21 protein-coding genes and 5 pseudogenes are annotated in these 22,788 nt (G+C 58.8%); 13 read left to right on the top strand and 13 right to left on the bottom strand.

All coding sequences use genetic code 11. The annotated features are described in order from the left end of the window. Positions 1 to 158 precede the first annotated feature (158 nt). Both IPP03_05490 and IPP03_05485 read left to right on the top strand, forming a co-directional pair. The gene (locus IPP03_05490; protein ID MBL0352121.1) at positions 159 to 719 is read left to right on the top strand and encodes a hypothetical protein; all 561 of its coding nucleotides are present in this window, start codon (positions 159 to 161) and stop codon (positions 717 to 719) included. A 1-nt stretch (position 720) separates the two neighbouring features. Next, positions 721 to 1,908: a site-specific integrase gene (locus tag IPP03_05485; protein ID MBL0352120.1), complete on the top strand. Its 1,188-nt coding sequence runs from the start codon at positions 721 to 723 to the stop codon at positions 1,906 to 1,908. 67 nt (positions 1,909 to 1,975) lie between these two features. Here the strand turns inward: IPP03_05485 and IPP03_05480 are convergent, their stop codons facing one another. Further along, positions 1,976 to 2,887, bottom strand: a complete 912-nt coding sequence (locus IPP03_05480) for a replication initiator protein A (GenBank protein ID MBL0352119.1) — start codon at positions 2,885 to 2,887, stop codon at positions 1,976 to 1,978. A gap of 815 nt (positions 2,888 to 3,702) precedes the next feature. Between IPP03_05480 and IPP03_05475 the strand changes: the two are divergent. Continuing rightward, a pseudogene (locus IPP03_05475) lies at positions 3,703 to 4,919 on the top strand (IS256 family transposase). Between the two features lie 239 nt (positions 4,920 to 5,158). Here the strand turns inward: IPP03_05475 and IPP03_05470 are convergent. Together IPP03_05470 and IPP03_05465 are read right to left on the bottom strand one after the other, a co-directional pair. Next, a complete protein-coding gene (locus IPP03_05470; GenBank protein ID MBL0352118.1) occupies positions 5,159 to 6,118 on the bottom strand; it encodes a ParB/RepB/Spo0J family partition protein in 960 nt (319 codons plus the stop codon). 11 nt (positions 6,119 to 6,129) lie between these two features. After that, a complete protein-coding gene (locus IPP03_05465; protein ID MBL0352117.1) occupies positions 6,130 to 6,837 on the bottom strand; it encodes a ParA family protein in 708 nt (235 codons plus the stop codon). 661 nt (positions 6,838 to 7,498) lie between these two features. Here IPP03_05465 and IPP03_05460 point away from each other — a divergent pair. The 5 genes from IPP03_05460 (at position 7,499) to IPP03_05440 (ending at position 11,476) form a co-directional block, all read left to right on the top strand. Continuing rightward, positions 7,499 to 7,666, top strand: coding sequence for a hypothetical protein (locus IPP03_05460; protein ID MBL0352116.1), 168 nt, complete (start codon positions 7,499 to 7,501; stop codon positions 7,664 to 7,666). A gap of 34 nt (positions 7,667 to 7,700) precedes the next feature. Continuing rightward, the gene (locus tag IPP03_05455; protein MBL0352115.1) at positions 7,701 to 9,062 is read left to right on the top strand and encodes an IS1380 family transposase; all 1,362 of its coding nucleotides are present in this window, start codon (positions 7,701 to 7,703) and stop codon (positions 9,060 to 9,062) included. 582 nt (positions 9,063 to 9,644) lie between these two features. Beyond that, positions 9,645 to 10,538 (top strand): KfrA protein, encoded by an 894-nt coding sequence (locus tag IPP03_05450; GenBank protein ID MBL0352114.1) that lies wholly within the window; start codon positions 9,645 to 9,647, stop codon positions 10,536 to 10,538. Positions 10,539 to 10,686: 148 nt separating this feature from the next. Then, positions 10,687 to 10,854 (top strand): hypothetical protein, encoded by a 168-nt coding sequence (locus IPP03_05445; protein ID MBL0352113.1) that lies wholly within the window; start codon positions 10,687 to 10,689, stop codon positions 10,852 to 10,854. Then, positions 10,802 to 11,476, top strand: coding sequence for a DUF4158 domain-containing protein (locus tag IPP03_05440; protein MBL0352112.1), 675 nt, complete (start codon positions 10,802 to 10,804; stop codon positions 11,474 to 11,476). The genes IPP03_05445 and IPP03_05440 overlap by 53 nt, the downstream gene beginning before the upstream one ends. A gap of 148 nt (positions 11,477 to 11,624) precedes the next feature. Here the strand turns inward: IPP03_05440 and IPP03_05435 are convergent, their stop codons facing one another. The 4 genes from IPP03_05435 to IPP03_05420 all read right to left on the bottom strand — a co-directional run bounded on the left by IPP03_05435 (position 11,625) and on the right by IPP03_05420 (position 14,213). Continuing rightward, complete coding sequence (locus IPP03_05435; GenBank protein MBL0352111.1) at positions 11,625 to 12,095, bottom strand: DUF2062 domain-containing protein; 471 nt, start codon at positions 12,093 to 12,095, stop codon at positions 11,625 to 11,627. A 4-nt stretch (positions 12,096 to 12,099) separates the two neighbouring features. After that, positions 12,100 to 12,786: a Bax inhibitor-1/YccA family protein gene (locus IPP03_05430; protein ID MBL0352110.1), complete on the bottom strand. Its 687-nt coding sequence runs from the start codon at positions 12,784 to 12,786 to the stop codon at positions 12,100 to 12,102. A gap of 179 nt (positions 12,787 to 12,965) precedes the next feature. Further along, positions 12,966 to 13,841, bottom strand: coding sequence for an ion transporter (locus tag IPP03_05425; GenBank protein MBL0352109.1), 876 nt, complete (start codon positions 13,839 to 13,841; stop codon positions 12,966 to 12,968). A 33-nt stretch (positions 13,842 to 13,874) separates the two neighbouring features. Then, positions 13,875 to 14,213, bottom strand: coding sequence for an HPF/RaiA family ribosome-associated protein (locus tag IPP03_05420; protein ID MBL0352108.1), 339 nt, complete (start codon positions 14,211 to 14,213; stop codon positions 13,875 to 13,877). A 106-nt stretch (positions 14,214 to 14,319) separates the two neighbouring features. Here IPP03_05420 and nhaR point away from each other — a divergent pair, with 106 nt between their 5' ends. Further along, positions 14,320 to 15,210: a transcriptional activator NhaR gene (gene nhaR, locus IPP03_05415; GenBank protein MBL0352107.1), complete on the top strand. Its 891-nt coding sequence runs from the start codon at positions 14,320 to 14,322 to the stop codon at positions 15,208 to 15,210. A 379-nt stretch (positions 15,211 to 15,589) separates the two neighbouring features. Here nhaR and IPP03_05410 read toward each other — a convergent pair. The 6 genes and pseudogenes from IPP03_05410 to IPP03_05385 form a co-directional block, all read right to left on the bottom strand. After that, positions 15,590 to 16,884 (bottom strand): annotated as a pseudogene (locus tag IPP03_05410) (IS4 family transposase). Positions 16,885 to 17,496: 612 nt separating this feature from the next. After that, positions 17,497 to 18,549, bottom strand: a complete 1,053-nt coding sequence (locus IPP03_05405; GenBank protein MBL0352106.1) for an IS110 family transposase — start codon at positions 18,547 to 18,549, stop codon at positions 17,497 to 17,499. A gap of 996 nt (positions 18,550 to 19,545) precedes the next feature. Next, positions 19,546 to 19,686 (bottom strand): annotated as a pseudogene (locus tag IPP03_05400) (Tn3 family transposase). A 260-nt stretch (positions 19,687 to 19,946) separates the two neighbouring features. Further along, a pseudogene (locus IPP03_05395) lies at positions 19,947 to 20,231 on the bottom strand (Tn3 family transposase). Positions 20,232 to 20,539: 308 nt separating this feature from the next. Beyond that, positions 20,540 to 20,719: pseudogene (locus tag IPP03_05390) on the bottom strand (DUF4158 domain-containing protein). Positions 20,720 to 20,721: 2 nt separating this feature from the next. Beyond that, positions 20,722 to 21,252 (bottom strand): recombinase family protein, encoded by a 531-nt coding sequence (locus IPP03_05385; protein MBL0352105.1) that lies wholly within the window; start codon positions 21,250 to 21,252, stop codon positions 20,722 to 20,724. Between the two features lie 443 nt (positions 21,253 to 21,695). Here IPP03_05385 and IPP03_05380 point away from each other — a divergent pair, with 443 nt between their 5' ends. The 4 genes from IPP03_05380 (at position 21,696) to IPP03_05365 (ending at position 22,752) form a co-directional block, all read left to right on the top strand. Beyond that, a complete protein-coding gene (locus tag IPP03_05380) occupies positions 21,696 to 21,965 on the top strand; it encodes a type II toxin-antitoxin system ParD family antitoxin (protein ID MBL0352104.1) in 270 nt (89 codons plus the stop codon). After that, positions 21,962 to 22,255, top strand: a complete 294-nt coding sequence (locus tag IPP03_05375) for a type II toxin-antitoxin system RelE/ParE family toxin (protein ID MBL0352103.1) — start codon at positions 21,962 to 21,964, stop codon at positions 22,253 to 22,255. Before IPP03_05380 ends, IPP03_05375 begins: the two co-directional genes overlap by 4 nt. Before the next feature lie 5 nt (positions 22,256 to 22,260). Further along, the gene (locus tag IPP03_05370) at positions 22,261 to 22,446 is read left to right on the top strand and encodes a hypothetical protein (protein ID MBL0352102.1); all 186 of its coding nucleotides are present in this window, start codon (positions 22,261 to 22,263) and stop codon (positions 22,444 to 22,446) included. A gap of 120 nt (positions 22,447 to 22,566) precedes the next feature. Beyond that, a complete protein-coding gene (locus IPP03_05365; protein MBL0352101.1) occupies positions 22,567 to 22,752 on the top strand; it encodes a hypothetical protein in 186 nt (61 codons plus the stop codon). The last annotated feature ends 36 nt before the right edge of the window (positions 22,753 to 22,788 follow it).

The raw sequence follows: 22,788 nt of genomic DNA, 5'->3' as shown, positions 1-22,788 counted from the left end.
GGTGGTTTGCTGCAACCTGCCGCCATAAAGCCAGCTGTGCCGTGGAACAATTGCAGGGAAACACCTTAAACCGTCTATAAAACAGCTAGATAGGCGTGGCGCAGGATTTCCATTAAATGTTCCACGGACCGATTTGTTTCACGAAGAGGAGTTCGTTCGTGCAGGAATCTGCAAAGCCCTGGGTACTGGCACTTGATCGGCCGTTTATGGATGGCGTCGCCACGTGGCCCGATGGGCGCTTTGAATACCGTTACCCCGGGGGGTACCACATGCTGCAACTGTGCCTTGGCAAACTGAGCGAGCGGGATATCACGGCTTTCCTCCAGGGTCAGGTGCATGTCGGCTTCTACCTCAGGCAGGCAGTGTTGTTAATTCTGTTCAAGATCGAGAATCTGATGGACTGGTCCGACCAGACCTTCGCACTCCATCTGGTGGCGCCGGAAGATCGTGAACTCCTGCCGCACCTCCCGAGCGCCTACCAGGCTCTGTCGCTGGTCCTCGTCGAAGGGGAAAGTGGGCTGGTAAAGGACATGCGACTCGTGACGTACTCGAAACACGCCAGCGCCTTGCTACACCGGATCCTGCAGCAACAACTGGAGTCACCGTTCGACACCGATCGCCATGCCGCCTTGGTCGCTGAGGTTTACCGACAATATCCACACTCCCGGCTGCTGGCCAAAGCGTCCGTCCTGATTGAGAAGGCAGGGGGAAGACAGTGACATGACCCACCCCCTGCCCTTCCCCGCCGAGCCTGCGCGAAACCAAGCACTTTCCGGGCCGAGGCTGACGGCAGCCAGTAACGATCATGAAGCGGTCGCCACCTGGCTAGCAAAGTACTCGGATAACCACCACACGCTTGACAGCTATCGCCGGGAGGCCGAGCGGTTGATGCTCTGGGCCACCTGGCACGGCAAGGATCTGCCAGGGCTGATGGTCGAGGACGTGCTGGCCTACAAGGCTTTCTTGGCCGACCCGCAGCCGGTGGATCTGTGGTGCCTGCAGACCGAGCCACGGACGCTGCCTGACGGATCGCCTAACCCCTTGTGTCGGCAAGTACGACGGGTGACGCGCCTGCTGCCCAATGGTTCGCCAAACCCCACCTGGCGTCCCTTCGTCTCGGGACTATCGAAGTCCGCCGCGAAGCAGACCACGACGATTCTGTTTGGTCTCTTCGAGCACCTGGCAGCCATCGGCTATGTCCACGCTAATCCGTTGAGGGCGGCAGCAAAGCGTACCAGGAAAGCCCGGCGGCAAGGGCAGGAACGTTACTTCGACGCGGCGGCCTGGGCGACGTTGAAGGAGTGCATCGAGGCCATGCCAAAGGAGACTGCGCGGGAGGCTGCACACTACTACCGCACGCGGTTCCTTTTTTCCTTCCTCTATCTGACCGGCCTGCGGCGTTTCGAAATGGCCAACGCACGCACCTCGCATCTTCGTTTCAAACGCGGCCAATGGTGGCTTGAAGTGCTCGGCAAAGGCGGCGTTGAGGGTGAGGTCCCCCTGCCTGCGGACGCTCTGGAAGCAATCAAGTCGTATCGGGAGAGTACCGGCCGCCCTGCCCTACCCCCCAGCGGCACGGATGAACCGCTGCTGATGGACCTCATCGGTGCCGGACGCCCGCTCTCCGATCGAGCAATCTACGCGATCGTCAAAGAGGTGTGTCGCCAGACGGCCAACAGCGTCGCGGCCGCTCAGCCTGATCTGGCCAGGCAGATTGATTCTGGATCGACGCACTGGCTGAGGCATACCTCGGCGAGTCACCAGATTGACCGAGGCGTTGATCCCTTCATCGTGCAGCGCAACCTGCGGCACGCGAGCTTCTCAACGACTGAAGGCTACATCCACAAGGACCGCGACCAACAGCATCACGAAACGGAAAAACACACGATCACCGATGCGCCACCGTGACAACCACGATCTGGCGCAACGTCGGGACACCCGTGAATCTCTGGAGGTATCACCGATAAGACGTCGTTCAGTGCTTGGTGCATTTGCCTTCGATCACATCCGTCAAGGCGATCCGGCGCGGAGCTCGGACAACATTGAGGATGTCGGTACGGGAGTCGATATCGTACGAGACAATGAATCCGACCTCGACGAGCAAAGCGAGGGCCTCACGGATTTTGTAGCGAAACTTCGCCAGGACGGCGATGCGAGACCCGCACAACGTCTTGATCGTCTCAACCTTATATCCGATCGGCTTCTCATGCGTGAAGTAGAACTGGTGCAGCCACTTGGCAAGCGGTGGCAACTGTAGGCGCTGGGCCCAGTCGATCCTGGTATAGGTATCACGGCCGAAGAGGACAACGATCTCAGGTTCCAGCCAAATGTGCCAGCACTGGGACGTACCCCGATCAGCATTGGCATTCCATTCGAACTTCCGCACAAGCGATCCGCCGAAACCCTTCTCAGGATGGCCTGCAGAACCATCGGTCCTGACAAGTACGGTCGTAGAGGAAAGTCGGTTGATGCTGTCTCGAAGGCGCTCGTACGAGCCCTTTGACGTCGTCCATTCAAGATCCTTGAGCAAGGCGTAGCCCGAGAACTCCACGACATCCCCCAACGGCTGCTGACGCGCGAGATGGACAATCTGCAAAAATACATCGCCGTCGTCCTGGCGTAACTCTTCGCCGGTGTAGAAAATTTCGGCCCCACGAAGGGTCGCTATCTTGCGGCGCTTGAAATTCTCGCGCTCCACACTCCGATTGGCCGACGTAAAGAGCGAGGAACGGGCAAGCGAATTCGGCAGACCGCGGACGCGCTCCTCCCAAAGAGGAAGCTGGACCACCACCTGGAAGACGGAAGACACATCCCGGCCAGCGTTCTTCGCCCTGGCGCTTTCCCTCAACCTCTCGGCAACCTTGATCACTTCGGGCACGGGCGACATACCATCTTCCCCGGTTTCATCAACCACAGGAGAGGCCCTGGATTTTGCTGAGCGCCATACCGTCCTCCTCATCGAAAAGCTTTCCGAAGTTTAACTGCCTTATAAGCGCCAAACGTCGTCTTATGAGTGGCAAACGTCGGCGTATCAGTGAACACACCCGCAACGCCCTCCCCTACCCTCACTTAGTACCGGCGTCTCCATGCCAAACGACGTTCCAACGGTGATACCGTCACCTCGTTCCACCGGTAGCCATGTCCCGCCCGCACAACCGGAGGCCATAGCCGTAACCCTTCCAACCCACTATCTCGCGCCTACGCCGGGACGAACGAGCCCACGCTACGTCGTCCGATGAGTGAACGGAACCTCGTCGTTTGAGTGTCAAAGCTCAGCCTATGGGTGAACAAACGTCGTCGCAAGAGTGAAAAAACATCGTCCGAACGGTGAACACCGACCCCGCTGAAACGCTTGCCAATGCAGCGATAGCGCGCATTATCCACAGCTAGGTAATCTTCTTTAATCGTCTTTAATACAGCACCCACTGTCACCAAAAACACAACGTTTCACCGTCCAAGCAACTGCAAACCAAGCAATCGGTCGCCGAACGGCACGCAACCCCTGCTTCACTCTTCGGAAACCACACCATCAGTTCAACAAAGCACACAACACAAACCTTCGTCCTTACAGTGAACCTCAGCAGCAAGCAACACGTTCAAAGATTGAGTCCCTAAACTGCTGTAAATCGGGTGGCAGGTAGCCACCGCTTCGATTCGGTAAACTGACGTTGCGAGACGATCGATAACCGAAGGAGAGAAGCGATGACTGGGTATGAGGTTAGCGTAGGAACGGACTTGCTGCCAGGGCTTTTAAACGGGCAGGACGGGCTGGCGAAACTGGTGGAAGCGGTGCTCAATCAAGTACTGGAGGCGCAGGTGACGGAAACGCTGGGGGCGACGCGGCACGAGCGCACGGACGAACGGGCCGGCTATCGCAACGGCTACCGGCCACGCACCCTTTACACGCGGGTTGGGCCGGTGACGCTGCTGGTGCCGCAGACGCGGGACGGCAGCTTTTCGACGGACATCTTCAAGCGCTACCAGCGGAGCGAGCAGGCCTTCGTTCTGGCGCTCATGGAAATGGTCGTGCACGGTGTCTCGACGCGCAAGGTCTCGGCGATCACCGAAGAGCTGTGCGGCGCCAGCTTCTCCAAATCGATGGTGAGCGCACTGTGCGCCGGACTGGAACCGCGGGTCAGCGCGTTCAACGAACGGCGGCTGGACGGCGAGTATCCCTTCGTGCTGGTCGATGCCCTGTTGATCAAGAGTCGGCAAGAAGATCGTGTGGTTTCGCGTGCCGTGCTGACCGTCTCAGGCATCCGCTCCGATGGCTTCCGGGAGATTCTGGGCGTGCGGATCGGCGACACCGAGAGCTTCGCCACCTGGGACGAGACCTTCCGCTGGCTCAGAGGGCGCGGCCTCAAGGGCACGCAGTTCATCATCTCGGACGACCACGGCGGCCTGCGTGAAGCGGCAGCGCGGCACTTTCAGGGGCCAGCTGGCAACGCTGTCAGGTGCATCTGATGCGCAACATTCTGGGCCAATGCAACACCCGCCACCGCGCCGAGGTGGCAGCTGCCGTCAAGCTCGTGCTGCAGGCGCCCGATCTGGTCGAGGCCAAGCGCCGCCTGGCGGAATTCACCGAGCGCTTCGCCAAGAGCGCCCCCAAAGCGGTGGCCTGCCTCGAAGCAGGATTCGAGGATGCCATGGCGGTAATGGTCTTGCCCGAGAAGTATCGCAAGCGGCTACGCACAACGAACATGCAGGAGCGGCTCAACGAGGAAATTCGCCGGCGGGAGCGCGTGATCCGCATCTTCCCCAACGACGAGTCAGCCTTGCGCCTGATCGGCGCCCTGCTGGCCGAACAGAACGAGGCTTGGCAGGAACGGAAGTACCTCGACATGGATGAATTCAAGGAGTGGGCGGCTTCCCGCGCCGCAGCTAGCGAGGGCAACAACGTTGTTGCCCTCGCTAGCTGAAAACCATTCGTCATTCATCGGATCGAAGAGTATTTACAGCAGATTTTGGACTTGACTCGTTCAAAAAAGCGTCTTTAGAGAAACCGTTGCAAACCCTACCACCTTAGGCCGATCCCGCGCTATAGACGAACGACACTTTCTCAAAACCACCACAACCCAAACTGCTATCACCGATAAGACGAGCTTTCCCACTCAAAGCAACACGCCAAGGGAAGACCAATCCTCATCAAAAAGCTTTCTCATGCATCACCAATCGAGAATCGTTTTTTCAACTCGTTGATCAGTGCAACGCGATCAGCAGCGGACGATACCACCACGTCCAGCGACACCCGACCAGAATCCCACTCTTTCAACGCCCCAATCTGTATTCCGTTCGCAACGTGAATTTTGTATTGTCGAGAAATTTCCTTCCTCTTGCGGCTTTTCGGGGTTTCGATTCTCGTCCTGGCCTCGATGATTTCCTTTCGTCCTATCTCGCCCTGTCCAACCTTTTCCGCAAAAACAATAGCTGTTTTCGTCCCGGCAACTGCTTCAAGCAGAACCAATTCCGAAAGACATGACATCGGGAATGTTTCCGGGTTCTGGCCGACCAAATCGAGGACGGGTCCCGACAGCTTCAGAATGGAGAGCGTCCGGTTTACATTTGCCAAGGATTTTCTGACAACACCGGCGAGGGCAGTTTCATTCGGGTACACCTTCCGGTCCAGCATCTCTCGCCAGGCCATCGCATCATCAAGGGCCGACTGGCTGTCACGCTCCGAGTTCTCCCGATAGCTGTATTCAAAGAGATCCCGATCCGAGAGGCCATCGTGCACCATCGCGTCCATCGTTGGCAGGCCGGCTTGCCGGATCGCGGCTAGCCGATAGTGACCTGCCACCAGCACGTATCTTCCGCTGTCCCGCATCGTAGCTATTCCAGGCTGCATCTGCCCATTGGCAACGATACTCTCGGATAGCTCGCCTATTCGCTGCGGCCGATAGATCCTCCGGGCGTTGTACGGATTGGCATCGATCAGATCAACCGGGATACGTTCAAAGCGGCCGCTTCTCTTGTCCCCTGGAACCGCGAGTCCAGACGACACCACCACCGCCGGGTTCCGCGACGGCTGATGGAACGCGGTAGGCCGCTGATCCAGAACAGCCTCCGCCCGCGAGAACCTGTCACCAGCCTCTGCTGCCTTGCGCGCCTGCTCAGCCATATCAATTTTTCTCATCCCTTGCCCTTTCGCTTCCCTTCCACCCACTTCGATAAGCCGAGCAGGCCGAGGACCTCGTCGGAAAGCGCCGACATTTCCTTCGCCGCGGTCGACGAACTCGACAACTGTCCCACACACAAACCAAGCATCTGCGAATCCAGGTAAGCATTAAGAAGGCTGACGGTCGAACTGAGCAGGGCGACCTCCGGGTCACTTCTAAACTGATCGAGCACTCCAGCGATCGTGTTTCCCCGCCGGACCATCGACGGTAGATGATAGACTCCGCGGATATCCGGGTTCTGCTCCATGGCCCTCCTGGCGAGTACGCGAGCCTCTTTCGCCCACATGTCCGCTGCCGTTGGAACAAACGGGATCAGCGCCAAATCGGAAATCTGCAACGCGGCCCACGGCGCCTCCGAAGCCACAGTGGGAGGAGTGTCAATGATGATCAGATCGTAGAGGAGGGCCAAGTCCGCCACCGGGCGAACCATCCCACGCCCAAGCGGAGCGAACGATTCCACCTTCGCCGGAAACCCCGTCGCCTTGAGCCTCAGTCGCGGATCGGGTTTGACGGTCGACCACACCAATGCCGTTCCCTGGGAATCCATGTCAACCACCAGCGTCGAATACCCGCGCATGGCGCACGTACCAGCAAGCTGCATCGCAGTCATTGTCTTGCCGCAACCACCCTTCTGATTGAACACCGTAAGAATCTTTGCCATCCACAGCCTCCTGCATTTGCACGCGTGCAAGTCGAACCGATAACACCACGAGCTGAACGCCCTCGCACCAAAACGTTACCTCGTTACGCTGCTACACCATCATCCCAGCAGCTTCTCGACTGGGCTCGCAACCCACCGGGCCCGATGGAATTTCTCAGAAGTTATCACCTCAGAACAACCTATAGTTTAACGTAACTATAAAATTACTGGCAACGATTTGTGCGATCTACTAATCGCCATAAAAATTAGATCGAAAAATTCTTCAAAATACATAACCCGACGACGTCAGTCAATAAGCTTGCACGTGTTCAAATGCCACCCTCAAGATTCCCCTTTCCAACAAAAACCTCGCGCCTCTCGGCCTGGTCTGTTGGCCCCGAAAAGCGTTGCGCCGTCGCGCCCCTTTTCTCAACACCCATCTACTCTCACCACGCAGATACCACAACCCACACGCTTCCAAAAGCAGCACCGGCACAACCCATTCCCCCAAAACAGAATCTCCCGACCATTTCGGCCCTTCCTGCGTCAGGAACAGAAACTAAGCAAATGTTGCCCAAAAAATGTTCCCGCTTTATCTAAACGGTATTGAACTCTATCGCGCTAAGGTACGATCCGATAGGAACCCGGTTTTGCCTGCAAACTTTCGGACTAAGCCAAGGCGTTGCCGGCCAAACGGCGCCTGGCGGTAGAACAGGCGGAGAACTGGAAGGCAGGTAAGGGGACTCTGGAGAATGACCTGCTCGTCTTGCTCCAAGGTAAGCTTGATAACACTATCCTGAATCAGTATGTATTTGTCATTCATAAAGTCCAACCCATTGAATTTATGTGAGCATTCGACATCGTCACACGTCACCCATTTGACCATGCCCCGCTTCGAAGTCAAACAAACCAGCAAGCTCTATCTGACCTCTTATTCTGGACTGGCCTTGATCGGCCAATGCTGCCAGGCGGCGCAGGTTGATACGGTGATTGATCCTCGGCTGCCGGTGTCGCAAGGCATGCGCACCTCGGATATCGTGAAATCGATGGTTGGCCTGCTGAGTCTGGGCAAAAGCGACTTCGATGCCATCGAAGCGTTTCGAAGTGATCGCTTCTTCAAGGGGGCGCTGGGATTGTCCAAAGTCCCTGGCAGTGTCTGGATGCGTCAGCGGCTTGACGCCAAGAGTGCGGAACTGCGCAAACTCACCGACGAACTCTCCTTGCGCCTGCTGGAGCGTACCGCAGCCCCCATCACTGCGCACCACGGCTACGTTTGCTGCGACATCGACACCTTCGTCATGGATAACAGTGATACCAGGAAGGAATACGTCAGCCGCACCTACCAGGGCGTCAATGGCTACACGCCGATTGCCGCTTACCTTGGCAACGAAAGCTGGAACATCGGTCTGGAGTTGCGTGCCGGCAAGCAGCACTCGGCCTGCGAGACGGACTATTTCCTTGAGCGTGTCTTTCCGCGCATTGAACGCCTGTGCCCTAAGGAGGCCAAAGCACTCCTGCGCAAGGACAGCGGCTTCGATGGCGCCCACCTGTTGTTCATGCAAGCTGAGGAGAAAGCGCGCTGGGCGGCGCTGGGGCGCTCTTTCGACTTCATCACCAAATGGAATCCGCGCAAGCAGGACAAGGACGCCTGGGTGGCCCGAGCGGAAGCGGCAGGTACCTTTGTCGAAGCCCGTCCTGGCAAACGCGTCGCCTTGCTATCGCTCAACGTCGAGCGCGCCTGGCAAAAAGCCAAGCGCGAGTTCCGTCTGGTCGTTCAAGTGACTGAGCGCACCATCGACAAAAAGGGGCAACGTCTGCTAGTGCCCGAGATTGAACTCTCGGGCTGGTGGACCAGCCTCGACATCAAGGCCGATGAGGTCATCACCCTGTACAAGCACCATGGCACGCACGAGCAGTTCCATTCCGAGATCAAGAGCGATCTGGACCTGGAGCGGCTGCCTTCCGGCAAATTCGCCACCAACGATGCCATCGTCCATCTGGCGTCTTTTGCCTACAACTGCCTGCGGTTGCTGGGGCAGTTGGGGCTGACGGGCGAGATCGCACCGATCCGACATCCAGCCAAGCGCAGAAGACTGAAGACGGTGTTACAGGAGATCATGTATCGGGCGGCGAAGTGTGTAGAACATGCCCGCCGGTTGGTGCTGGATTTCGGGCGCGGCGTGGCGGCGCACACCCATGTGTTCATTGCCTTGCAGGAGCGTTTGCTCAGGGCGGCGTCACCGTGACGAAGCAGATGCGCCACTGTGTTGTCGGACCTCATTTTGCCACTGCGGAAGGAACCCGCTTGCGCAAGAACATAAAAATGACGTAGCGCCGTCTCGCCAGCGCCAACTTTTTGGGGGCGAGGGGGATAACTCAGCCCCGAGAACAGCAGATTCGGCCACTTCTTGAAGGGCGGCCAGCGAGATAATCTTGCGCCGGTACCTACAGGTGAGGTTTGAAGTTTAACGAACACGGATTCAGGACTATCTGTTGATGGCGGCCAAAAGCCGGGCACGGAAATTGCCGGCTGAAAGCCAGGTCGAGGGCGGGCCTCAGCCCGGCGTGGCGAACCCTTGTAGCGCCAGGCTAAGCCTGGGAACGGAGGGTTGGACTCCAAGAAAAAAATAGAGCCGGCCCATCTTCCTTGGTAATCCAATCGGTGATCGTCATCGCGGTGGCCCTCCTTATCCGTCAGCGGCCTGTTCTAAACCACTAAACCAACGAACCTCAACCCACGCAATGATTGACAAGTAAGAATAGTAATAATAATAATATTACTTCTAATGTTATTATCGCTGCCTGATGATGCCGAAGGAGCCGCAAGCATGGAACTAAACAAAGACATCCGCGACCGCGTTTTCTCTGCCGCCGATACACTCTATGAGCAGGCTGGCCGGGGGACCTTCCCGACGGTCGATGCCGTCCGTAAGGCGTCCAAGGTCAACATGAACGATGCGGCTACCGCGATGAAGCAGTGGCGGCGTGCACAGACTGCCCAGGCGGCACCGGTAGCCATCCCCGTTCCGGATGCAGTTCATCAGCTTCATAGTCAGGCGCTGGCCGCCTTGTGGCAGTCCGCCCAAGACACGGCAAACGAATCGCTGCGCGCCGCACAATCTGGGTGGGAAGCCGAGCGGGCTGAGGCGGAAACGCTCAACAAGCAACTTGGTGATGCCTACGAGGCTCAAGCGGCGGAACTGGAGGCCGCGCATCAGCAGATCGGGGAACTTGCCGCAAGGCATCAGGCCGAGCAGCAGCGGGCGGCCAAACTCGCGCAACAGCTTGATGCAACGTTGAGTGCCAAGCTGGCAGCCGAGAATCGGGCAACCATCGCCGAGCAGCGGGCCGTCGAAATCGATCGCCGAGCGGCTGATTTGCGGACAGAGCTTGATCTTGCCCACGAGGATGCTGTTCAAGCGCGCAACGAGACTAAAGCCGTCCGGGCCAAAGCCGAGGCGGCCGACCAGACCCACCAGGAACAGCGCAAGACCGCCGCGCAGGAGGCGCACCGGGCCGCCGAACGCCTAACGTCGACGCAAGCCGAGCGCGACGAAGCGCGCAAGGAGGCCGGCAAAGCCCGCGAGGAAGCCGCAAACTGGCGTGGCCAAGTTGCGGCGTTGAAGGAGCAGCAGCGCGGCTTGATCGAAGCCGTTAAGACGTGGAAAGATCCAAGCGCAGCGGGTGGTACGGCGTCCGAAAAAGATGTCCGCAAAGACTGATCAATTGAAGGGCTGATTGAGTCCCTAAACTGCTGTAAATCGGGTGGCAGGTAGCCACCGCTTCGATTCGGTAAACTGACGTTGCGAGACGATCGATAACCGAAGGAGAGAAGCGATGACTGGGTATGAGGTTAGCGTAGGAACGGACTTGCTGCCAGGGCTTTTAAACGGGCAGGACGGGCTGGCGAAACTGGTGGAAGCGGTGCTCAATCAAGTACTGGAGGCGCAGGTGACGGAAACGCTGGGGGCGACGCGGCTTCGCCCTGCAACTCAAATTCCGTCGAGTCAACGGTCGTTATCCAGAGCGGCTGGATGAAATCGTTGCACCCGTTGTTGAGGCGTTGGCCAAACAAGTTAGCATTGATGCGGCCACGCTATTGACGTATGAACTTGACAGCCGGCAAAGCCAAAGACATCGTCAGGTGATCCGCCGCTTTCTCGGCTACAAGCTTCCGACAGGCTCAGATCTCGTCCGCCTGCGCGAGTGGTTGACCAGCGACGTACTGCCGTTCGACCCGCAAGCCCGTCACGGGCTTGATGTCGCGCTGGAGTGGTTCAGCGTGCAGCGAATGGAGCCGCCAGCGCTAAGCGAGCTATACCGCGCGATTCGATCCGCCTCCATGGCTTCGAACATCACCTTCAGGAAACAATGTACGCGCGGCTGCCAGCCGCCAGCAAGGCAGTCATCAACCGGATGCTGGCGGGCGATGATTCCGACGCCTTCGATGACAGTACACTCACGACCGACACCGCCTCGATATTCACGAAGCTCAAAGCCGATCTCGGCAAATCCAGCCGCAACAACCTGCTTCTCGGTCTCGAACGGCGCCAGGCCATCGACGCTATCGGCTTGGTCACGGACATATTCAAGGGCGTGCCGGCCAAGTTCATCGACCAGTTCCGCCAACGCTGCGCCACCGAGTCAATCTGTGAACTAGGGGTCTTGGTAGCAATGGAACGGTTATGGTGAATTTGCATAACTGTTCCACTGCACCTCAGACCCCAAATTCTATTTCTAACCGCCGCTAATTTCCGGGGGTTGCACTCGAGCATGTGATCGTGCAACGGTGAGTGAGGAAAACTGCCTCATGTGCGTGTGCCTCGCCGTTTCGCCGCTGTACGCCAGGCCCAAGCCTGCGAGATCAGCACATAGCTGACGATGGCGGCGCCGGTGGCGGCGATTGCCAGGCCGGTAAACAGAGGAATGCCGATCGCCCCGATGTTGTCCCAGAGCGCGGCGGGGTCGGTCAGGGAGAAGGTGACGGCTGCGCTGCTGCCGGTCACCCAGACGCCCAGTTGGTAGGCAGCGTAATAGATCGGCGGAAAGGTCAGGGGATTGGTGATCAGTGTGCTGGCGGCGGCGATCAGAATCTGGGCGACGGGAATCAGCAGGCCTATGAACAGGCCGAGCGCCACGCCGGCGGCAACACCCCGGCGCGACCACTGCCACAGTTTTGGATTGGAAAGAAAAGGCGCCAGCGCGCGCAGTGAGCGATGGGCTTCAAGCTGCTCGCGGCTGGGCGCCAGCGCCCGCAGGCGCTGGATCGGTGAGGGCATCGCTTCAGTCGTCCCCGCTCATGAAACCGAGCAAGTGCAGCAGGCTGGTGAAGAGATTGAAGAGCGAGACGAACAGCGTCACGGTAGCCAGCACGTAGTTGGTTTCTCCGCCATGGATGATATTGCTGGTCTCGTAAAGGATGAGGCCGGACATCAACAGCACGAAGGCTGCCGAAACTGTGAGTGACAAGGCGGGAATCTCGAAAAAGATTGCCGCGAGACCGGCCAGGAAAGCCACCAGAATACCCACCATCAGGAAGCCGCCCATGAAGCTGAAGTCCTTCTTCGTCGTCAGCGCATAGGCCGAGAGGCCAATGAAGATCGCAGCGGTAGCGCCCATCGCCTGCATGACGATCTCGCCCCCGTTGGGCAGGCCCAGATAGCGGTTGATGATGGGGCCCAGGGTGTAGCCCATGAAGCCGGTCAGCGCGAAAACTGCGAGGATTCCTCCGCCGCTGTTCTTGAACCGGTGAACGGCAAACAGCAGACCGAAGAAGCCTCCGAGCGTCAGCAGGATGCCCGGATGCGGCAGTTTGAGGGCTGCCGACACGCCAGCCACGCCGGCCGCGAAGGCCAGGGTTAGCGACAATAGCAGATAGGTGTTGCGGATCACCCTGTTGGCGGAGAGGACGGACTCGACACCGCCGTGGGGCAGGGGGATCGCCTGGGCGCGGGGATGGTTCAGTTTCATTTCAATCTCCTTGGGGGGTGGAAAAACGTAAGTGCTTACTGGCGGAACTTCATGTCTTGCAGTTGCCATCGTTGATGGCGCCATCGGGAATCAGGCACGCATCAGCGCAATCACCTGCCCGGCGTCAAGCGTCGCTGCTTTCTGCTCGATCTGCGGCAGATACTGTTACTGCTCTATTGTCATGCGGGTTCTCCGGGGATGGAATTCAGATTCGTTCGCGTCACCAGCAGCGCCTTCAGTTCGCGGATCTCGTCGCGTATGCCGCTCATCTCGGTGTGCAGGTCGGCGTCGAGCCGCACGTGCATCTGCCCGGTGGAGGCGACGGTTTCCTCCTGCTCGTGCGTCGTGAAATCCTGCATGGCATTGACGATGATGGCGATGAAGAGGTTCAGCATGGTGAATGTCGCCACCAGAATGAACGGAATGAAGAAAGCCCAGGCGTAGGGGAAGTTCTCCATCACCGGACGCGAGATACCCATCGACCAGCTTTCCAGCGTCATGATCTGGAACAGCGTGTAGAGCGAGCGGCCGAGATGGCCGAACCATTCGGGATAGGCCGCGCCGAACAGGTTGGTGGCGATCACCGCGAAAACGTAATAGATCACCAGCAACACGAGCAGGATCGAGAGCAGCCCGGGAATCGCCCCGAGCAGGGCGCCAACCACGCGCCGCATCGACGGCACCATGGTCAGCAACCGCATCACTCGCAGGACCCGCAGGGCACGCAGCACCGACAGTTGCCCGGTTGCTGGCAGCAGGGCGATGGCGACCACTGTGAAATCGAAAAGGCTCCAGGGGTCGCGGAAGAAGGCGCGCCGGTGTACGTAAAGGCGCAGTACGATTTCTATCACGAATACTGCCAGGATGGACTGGTCGACCATCCGAATCGCCGGACCGGCCGCCGCCATCGCGGCGGGCCAGGTTTCCAGCCCAAGCAGGGCGGCGTTGAGCAAAATCAGCGCGATGATGACACCTTGCACTCGGGGGTGTTCGATGAAATCGCGCAGGCGCTCGCGGGCGCTTGCCGGGAAGGAAGGGGCTATTGCTTCGGTCATGTCCTGGTCGCCGGATGCGGGTCCGAATTAACGTTATTCGTAAGCAGCCAGTGAAAGCGTCGGGCCGAATTCGCGTTGCCGGGAAAGGCGGCGTTCGAGGGTGCGCGCGGCGCGGTCGATGGCACGGTCGACGGCGAGATACAGGTCGGCAGAGGTATCCTCGATGATCACATCGCGCATGTGCGGCAAGGGAATGCGCAAGCGGCAACGTTTGTCGTCTCCACCCCGCGGGCCGTTGATGTCTGAGAAGTTCAGCTTGATCGTGTGGACATCGTGCCGGGCCCAGTCGAGGGCAAAGCGGATGCGCCGCTCGGTGTGCGCCTGCAAGCCGTCCGTCAGTTCAAACCCTTGGGTGCGAATGTCGATTTTCATTGCATCTTCCTTTCAGCGGTGGTGACAGGTGCAAGATAGGGTGCAAAGATGATTTAATAAAGACGATATTTCCTTATTTATGCATCGGTAAATACCGAAGAGTGCCATGAACCTGAGACACCTGAGAAATTTCTGGACGGTAGCGCGCATGGGTGGCGTTGCCCGTGCCGCCGAGCGCCTGGCGCTAACCCCACAGACGATCAGTGGCCAGCTCCGCCAGCTTGAAGAAGATCTTGGCGCCGTGCTGTTTCGTCCGGCCGGACGCGGTCTTGAGCTGACCGAGGCCGGGCGCATGGCCTTGTCCTACGCCGATGAGATTCTGCAACTCGGCGATGAAATGAAGTTGACTCTTGGCACCCGGCGGCAACAGCCGCTACCGGTATTACGGGTCGGTATCACCGATGTGGTACCCAAATCCTTCGCCTATCGCCTGTTGGCGCCGGTCGGCAAATTGCCCGAACCGGTTCGGCTGGTTTGCCGTGAAGGGCCGATTGACCTGTTGCTGGGCGAACTGGCGCTACATCGCCTCGACATGGTGGTGGCCGACCGGCCGATGCCGTCCGGCCTGGCGATCAAGGGGCACAACCACAAACTGGGTGAAAGCGCGCTGGCCTTCTTTGCCGGGGAGGGGGTAAGCAAAGGTAAGGAGGATTTCCCCGCCTGCCTGAACAATGCAGATCTGCTGCTGCCGGGGTCGGGTGCTGCGGTTCGTGCCCGGATCGATCAGTGGCTGAACGAGCAGCGACTGACGCCGCGCCTGATGGGGGAGTTCGATGACGGTGCACTAATGAAGGCGTTTGGCCAGGCGGGGGCCGGCATCTTTCCGGGACCATCGTTGCTGGTGGACGAAATTTGCAAACGCTATGAGGTGCGCCGCATTGGTGAGGTCATCGAAATACGTGAAGTGTTCTGGCTGATTACCGCAGAACGAAGAATCACCCATCCGGCGATCAAGACCGTGCTCGAATCTGCGCGCGCCGTTTTGGCGTCTGACTGAGTCGTCTGAGCGATACGGGGCAGATATCCTTGCGGCTTCGGCAAACACCGCATGAAGACAAAGGGCGAGAAGTCTACTTGCCATGTCCAGAAACCGAAGTGCTCCCCACGGCTCGGCTGTTGGATATCTGGGTCGGTGTGAGAGATCCGCGACAGATGAAGGGGTCACCTCAGAATTCGGACAAAATCTTACGATAGGTTGTTGGCATTGGCCTGTATCTCGCAAACAATTATTTTCGAGAAGCCGCTGTAAGAAAAAAGGCCGCGCCAGTGCTGGCCTTGCCTGTCACGTTCTCGAAAACCGCTCTCGTATTGAGCCGCCAAGACTCATTCCATTACACACAAATTATTCAAAATTACACTTTGAAGTTGAACTCGCGTCATAACGCATGAGCCTCTCTCGCGAATCTGATCCCGGCGGCGAAATCGACGACGCGTTGAAGGCCAAGCCAAAGGGTCTTCACCCCTGGCTCGCCATCGCCCTTGCGGGCCAGAAATCCGCCAAGCATCGCCACCAAGCGCACCACTTCATTGAGCCTGGGCGGCGTCTTGGGCACCTTCTTCCGATTCAGGATGTAAGCCGCTTGCCATTCGTCCTGCTCGAACAGCAAGGCCGCATCCAGGTCTGGGCAGGTACGGCCCAGGCGCATGAGTCGGGCAATCCGCCAAGCCACCACCATGAACAGCGCCAGCGCCCGTTCCAGCCGCGCCACGGTGCTCAACTGCAACGCCTCTACGCGGCAGCCGTTCTTGAGGACATGGAAGAACAGTTCGATCTCCCAGCGCGCCCGGTACCAGTCGATCAGTTCGGTCGCCGCTTCGAAAGAGTTAATCGGCCGATTGGTCAGCAGCCGCCATTCCACCGGCTTCACGCCCTCGGGGGCACTTTCTTCTCGCGCCACCAGACAACTCACCTCGATCCGGCTCCCCTTGCCGTCGGAGACCGTCACCCGCTTTGCCCAGACTCGTTGCCGAACGTCCCGCGCCTTCTGTCCTTGCCGCGAAGGCATCGTGAAGCGGATGCCGCCGAGCGCTTCGCTGGCCAGGACCTCAGTCCACAGCTTGCCGCCCTCGGGAAGCGCCCGATTGTGCTGGGAACGAATCAGCCAGTCGGCGGGATGCCCCAGCTCGCGGGCTTGCACCATCAGGGCCACGATGTCCGCCTCCCGATCCGCCACATACACCAGCCGGGTGTCCGGCATGCTGCTCGCCAACTCCGCGATGCGGGTGTAGCCCTCCGTCCAGCGGGTGCTTTCCAGCAGGCCACCTCGTTGGCCGCTCGCGTCCTTGGGTTCGCGTGCCCACATCCAGGCGTCCAGAACACCCAAGGGTTCACGCTGCGGACTGACCGCGTAGGTGGAATGCACGTACATCCCGCGTTGGGCTTCATACGAGAGCGGCCCCAGACCGGCAATGCGCTGACCATTGAAGTCGAGTTCCGTGGTGTCTTGGATGCACAGCACCACCGGATGCACCCGCATGCGCGTTTCGGCGCTTCCCCAGTGCGAGGCCAGGATGGCTTCCCATTCGATGTCGTCCTGCGCAAAAAACGATACGCCGCCTGGGTTTCCGCCCAGCCGCCGCAGGCTTGCGGGATACTGGCCATCGGATTGGCTGCCATGCGCTCCGCCAGCAGCACCGTGCGCTTGTCCAGACGCCGGTCGCCCAGGTCGATCGCCTTGAATTCTTCCGCTGCCCAACCCATCACATCCACCCAGCATTTCTTGTAAAGTCAGCATGTTACGCAGAGGTGTTGAAGTTGTGTGTAATGGGATGGCCAAGACTGTCGAGTTTTGAGAACGACCATAACCCCGCTTCCAGCGACAACCGCCAAACGCAAAGCTGCACCGTTGTTGGATCGAGCATTCCTTAGGGAAGCGCTGATTTAATCGGTTTGCGAAATTTTCGCCCAAATGCAATCAATAGCTTACTACAAGAGCTTCCCCCCTATTCAGCAAGCGGGTTTCTGACTTTTAGCGTTTCATCGTTCTGCCTCAATGATCTGTCTGCCCATCTGCTCTGCCATGTCGAAGCAAAGAAGGTGAAGGACTGCGGTACTACAACCGGTCATGTTGGGCTTCTTGCCCGGACCCTGATGAAAGACGCGCGCGAGGGCCTCATTCGTTAGTCGGGAATGACTTCTTCCCCTTGAGCTAATCAGGCATACCCCGCGCGGGTCCAAACCGCTTCACATCAACGTTGGCAGTGCTTCGCTGGTATTTGGCCGCCAGCGAGCGGCCTGTGATCCCTTTCCAGATTTTTCCCTATAGACGCTTTTTTCGACTGTTCAGGCGGGTTCCGCGGTCAACCGGAAATCTTCCCCATATTTCATGACGGCCCAGGCCAGCCGCAGATTCTTGGCAGCAATGGCGACCGCCGCTTTCCAGTAGCCGCGTCGTTCAACCAGGGCGCGAGCCCAACGGCTGAAGCGATCTTGCTTGTCACCCAGACCGGCGAGGACAGAGCGGGCACCCATGACGAGCAGGCTGCGCAGGTAGGCGTCACCCGCTTTGGTAATCCTGCCCAATCTTGCTTTGCCGCCGCTGCTGTATTGACCTGGAACCAAGCCGACCCAGGCGGCGAGTTGGCGGCCGTTCTTGAAGTCGTGCCCACCACCCAGACTGGCGACCAGGGCACTGGCAGTGGTCGGCCCGAGGCCGGGCAGTTGCATGAGCTGGCGGCTGCGCCGATCTTGCCGGGCGGCTTCGGCGATGGCGCGGTCGTCCCCCAAGGGGACTTCCTCCGGGGCGTATTCCGTGATGCGTTCGTTGAGACGGTCAGCGTGGGAAAGAAGATCGCCGACACAGCGGTTGGCCCAGCCGGGTAGTTGTTCGAGGTGGGCGCCGATTTCCCGGCGCAGGCGCTCGACTTTCTGCGGCAGGACGATGCCGAACTCGCTGATCAACCCGCGCAGACGGTTGTAGAGGGCGGTGCGCTCTTCGATGAAGCCTTGCCGGGTGCGGTGCAGACAGAGGATGGCTTGCTGGTCGATGTCCTTGATTGGCACGAAGCGCATATTGGGCCGGGTGACGGCTTCGCAGATCGCGGCGGCATCCGCCGCATCATTCTTGCCGCGCTTGCCGCTCATCCGGTACGGCGCCACGAATTTGGGCGCCATCAGTTTGACGGTGTGCCCGAACTGCCGGAACAGTCTTGCCCAGTGATGCGCACCCGAGCAGGCCTCCATACCGATCAGACAAGGCGGTAGATTGGCGACCATCTCCAGCAATTGGCTACGCGCCACCTTCGGTTTGACAAAAACTGCCTGGCCGCTCTGGTCAATGCCATGTAAAGCGAATACATTCTTGGCGAGATCAATGCCGGCGGTGACAATACTCATGGACTTCCCCTTTCGAATGAATGATTCAGTCTGGAAACTCAATCATGGCAGCAATCGCTGCCGGTGGCTTCCGCTGCTACTTCGGGACGGGGAAGTCCCTTTCATTCGTTACGTGTTCGGCGCGAAAAAGGAATTAATCAGCGCCTCCTTAGCGTGCTTTAACTTCCGAATTCTGAATCGACCCCAACTTGAGCGCATCTGGGCCATCGTGTTGGCTCATCGACAAGGGCTTTCCGTCCGAGATATCGCCCAACAGGTGGGCTTGGGTCCAACCCGTGTTCATCAGCTTGTCACCAGCCCGCAGGCGGATTGTGTGGAACACCCCTTATCGATGCTTCGGGAGGTGGGATGGCCTGCTCCAGAGGATCCTCTTCCTGACGCAGAGGAGCAGGTCGCAGACCGACTCACAGAGTAAGCAACCGTGCTTATCCGGTTAACACATACAGCGATTTTGTTTCCCACAATGATGCCGTATTTGTTCCGCCGGTGCCATTATTGGCGACGAATTCCCCTCCAAAAACAAGTTGCCCCCCACTTTGTGCTCGGAAATTCCCATGGCGTGAATTTTGTGTGTGCTAACCGGATAAGCACGGAAGCAACGATGCTGATCTCATGCGTTGGCTGGCTGGAATCTCTCGCTGCAGGAGAAACGCCGGCAGTGAACCTCCGACCGGCCGATGACTTGCCAGAGACCTGTTACGTCGGCGTTGACCAGGGCCGTGTGATCCGGATGCTCCGGCGCATAGCCCATGACCTGGAGGAACTGGCCAGGACCAAGCGGTTGGCAGATCTGTCCACCCGCACAAACGACGCCGACCCGCGCCTGCGGCTACATCGCAGCCTAGCCGAACCACCCATTGAAATCTCCCTGCGGGGGACGAGCATCCCACAAAGCCGACAAGCCTGGGCGGATTACGAGTCTCACATGCAGAAAGCCGGATTTCCGGCCCCGGCTAATCCGTACCGTCATCTCGACCGTTCTGATAAGTGAACACCTTAAACCAGTTCCCGGTTCCATTGCTCGCAGAACCCCAGGTTGACGTGCTCCCAGCCTAACGGCGACAGGTATTGCAACAGCGCGTCATCGACAGCATGGCCATGCCCGCGCAGGGCGTTCGCGGCCCGTTCCAGGCAGATGTTGCCGGCGGCGTAAATCCGTAGAAATATGGCGGCGAAACCGCTGGCCTTTATGGCAGTAAGCGCAAAACTGCTGTACTTACTGCCACCTTCAAGCGTATCGCCCCTCCACCGCGTCAAGGGTGCGCTTCGCCAGTCTGTATAAGGCCACAGCCTGCCCTTGACCCGGCTCCGGGGCAACTCGGCATCTCAGCGAGAAAGCACACAACATGCTTGAAAATTTAACGCCGCCAAATTTCTACGGAATTTGACCGCCGTTAACAGTAGACCGTGTTCCACAGCACAATGGCCGCCGTCACCAGGTTGAGGCCGCTGGCTCGATAGGGCTGCTGCTCGAAACTACGGTCGCGGATTTCGCACAGCCGGTTGAAGAACACGGCACGTGCCAACGCGTTGCGCGCTTCGCCCTTATTCAACCCGGCATTCACGCGGCGCCGCAGTTCCATGCTTTGCAGCCAGTCCAGGATAAACAGCGTGCGTTCGATGCGCCCCAGCTCGCCCAGGGCGACGGCCAGTCCGTTCTGGCGCGGATACCCCATCTCGCGCTCTCTGTCGTCAAGGGTGCAGCCGGCGGGGCGCTTCGCTTCCTTGACTGCCTCCCTGACGTGAGTGTGGGCTCGCTTCAACTAGGTAAAGGGTTCGGCTTAGCGTACGATTTTTTCCGTTTTCTGAGACGACCCCAGACCGTCAAATTTTGTCACTTAACCCGTTATTTATAGTAAGCCATGCAAAGGGCTATTGGTGATCAATATGTGACAAAACGCCCGATCCGTTGCTTGTCATCGAAAAATGGGACGACGTATTGATCTTCTTCCGAGGTGGCGGCTGGTGACACGACTGCTTGTTCTACCCCATAACGTAGGTAGCACAACTGTACCGCGAAGCCGAGCCGGTTGTGGCTGCCGCGCCGCTGGCGGATCACTGACAGGTCGGGTTCGGCGAAGGTGTAATGCTGGATGAGTTCATCGTCAGTGGCCGGGAAGGCCAGCAGGCCGGTACGCTCGGCGGGCGTCAGCAGATTGCGGCGCGGCATGGTCAGTCATCCGTTCTCAGATACTGGTACAGGGTTTCGCGGCTGATGCATAACTCGCGGGCGAGCTTGGCCTTCTGCTCGCCCGCCGCGACGCGCCGTTTCAGTTCAGCGATCTTTTCACCGCTCAGAGACTTCTTACGGCCCCTGTACGCCCCGCGCTGCTTGGCGAGCGCGATGCCCTCGCGCTGCCGCTCGCGGATCAGGGCGCGCTCGAACTCGGCGAATGCGCCCATTACCGACAGCATGAGGTTCGCCATCGGCGAATCCTCGCCGGTGAAGGTCAGACTCTCCTTGACGAACTCAATGCGCACCCCGCGTTGGGTGAGCTTCTGCGCCAGGCGGTCCATGCTGTGCACCACCACCGTGTCGCCCTCGCGCACGAAGGCGAGCAGCCGTTCCAGCTCGGGGCGCTGGGTGTCCTTGCCCGATGCCTTATCAGTGAACAGCCGGTCTACCGAAACCTGCTCAAGCTGGCGTTCCGGATTCTGGTCGAAGCTGCTGACGCGAACGTAGCCGATGCGCTGACCGTGCAAGGTATCCTCCTGAGGATAATGTGTCAGGAAGAAATCTATGACCCTTGGTGGCGCATGTCAATCAATGCAGAAGGCAACTCTATCCTGACGCTAGCGCGCCGGAGGGTCTGACGCCAGGTTAGGGTATGCCTCAACCGGGCACGGAGAGGGCACTGTCAAGCGCGGCGGGCGCTCCCGACCCACGCCAGCGGCTTAGCGTACAAATCCGTCCGTTTCGTGAGCTGACCCCTTGATGCGCTCGCTGCTCGGTACGCAGACCCCAACTACTGGAGCAAGGTACTCAAAGAGGTGCGGAGCGTGCCGTTAGGCTGATTTTACATTTTTGGGGGATGGGCAAAAATAGCCAAAATAAAGGCGTTGGGCGCCACAAAATCAGGCGGTTCTTGACACGGGCGGGGGGTAGGGAATAAATAATAGATACCATCTGTTAGTTTGAGGTTTACATGCCCACCAGTGTCGCCCTTGGCTCCCATTTCGAGAAGTTCGTCAAAGCCCAGCTTGCATCGGGCCGCTACAACAACGCGAGCGAAGTTATCCGGGAGGGGCTGCGGATGCTCGAAGATCAGGAAATGCTTCGGGCGTTCAAGCTGGATGCGCTCCGCGCCGAAATTCAGAAGGGTGTCGACAGCGGCCCCGGTCTTCCCGCCGAACAGGTGTTCGCCAATCTGCGCCGACGGATTGATGAAGTCGCCAGCGAAAACGGTGTGGAGTGATGCGTCTGGTATTCTCGACCGAAAGCCAGAGCGACCTTCTTGAAATCGCCGCCTTCATCGCCCGCGACAACCCGGCGCGGGCGCGGTCGTTCGTCGATGAGCTTGAGGCCGATTGCGCCAGGCTTGTCGATCATCCGGGGATTGGCGCACCGCGCCCCGATCTGCGCGAAGGGCTGCGGATGCTCACGCATGGGCGCTACCTCATTTTCTACCGGGCCGAGCCGAATGTCGTGCGGATCGAGCGGGTGCTACACGGCGCTCGTAATCTAGGACCGCTGTTCGACCAGTAGTTTTTATGCTGATCGGTTCCGGCCACGTTTCGACGGAAGACCAGCCCGCTGTCAAGCAAGGGTTGAAGCAAGAGTTGCGCCGGATGTGGCAACAGGCGATTGACGACAACGGTGGGCCCGTTTTCGTGAGCAAAAAAGAGTCCGTTTTGGTAAGCGTTGAGGGCGAGCGAGGCATTTTCCATAATCTTTGACATAGCCGATGTTTTATGCAATAAATCATCGCACAGGCGGACTCCCCACCTGACATACGAGTAAGATCCAACGAAGGAGGAAGTACCATGGCTGACAAACCTGAACGTTCGCAAAGCGTAATGCAGCTCGATAGCAACGACGAGGGTGTGATGGTGGCGAAGGCCGTCGCCGAGGGCTTCGAACCGGGCAAGGCGCCGCTGAAGGTCGTCACCGGGAATCAGACGACGAGCAGGCTGAACTTCAACATCAAACCAGGCGCGATCGTCGCCCATCCGGGGTCGAGCGTCATCTTCGTCTGCGGGTAGTCGGGCATTTGCTCTGTGCGGTCCATCTCCGGGCTG

The organism is Candidatus Dechloromonas phosphoritropha, assembly GCA_016722705.1.
Taxonomy (GTDB): domain Bacteria; phylum Pseudomonadota; class Gammaproteobacteria; order Burkholderiales; family Rhodocyclaceae; genus Azonexus; species Azonexus phosphoritrophus.
Note: the sequence above shows the minus strand (reverse complement) of the source record. Positions and strands in the feature narration are given on the sequence as shown.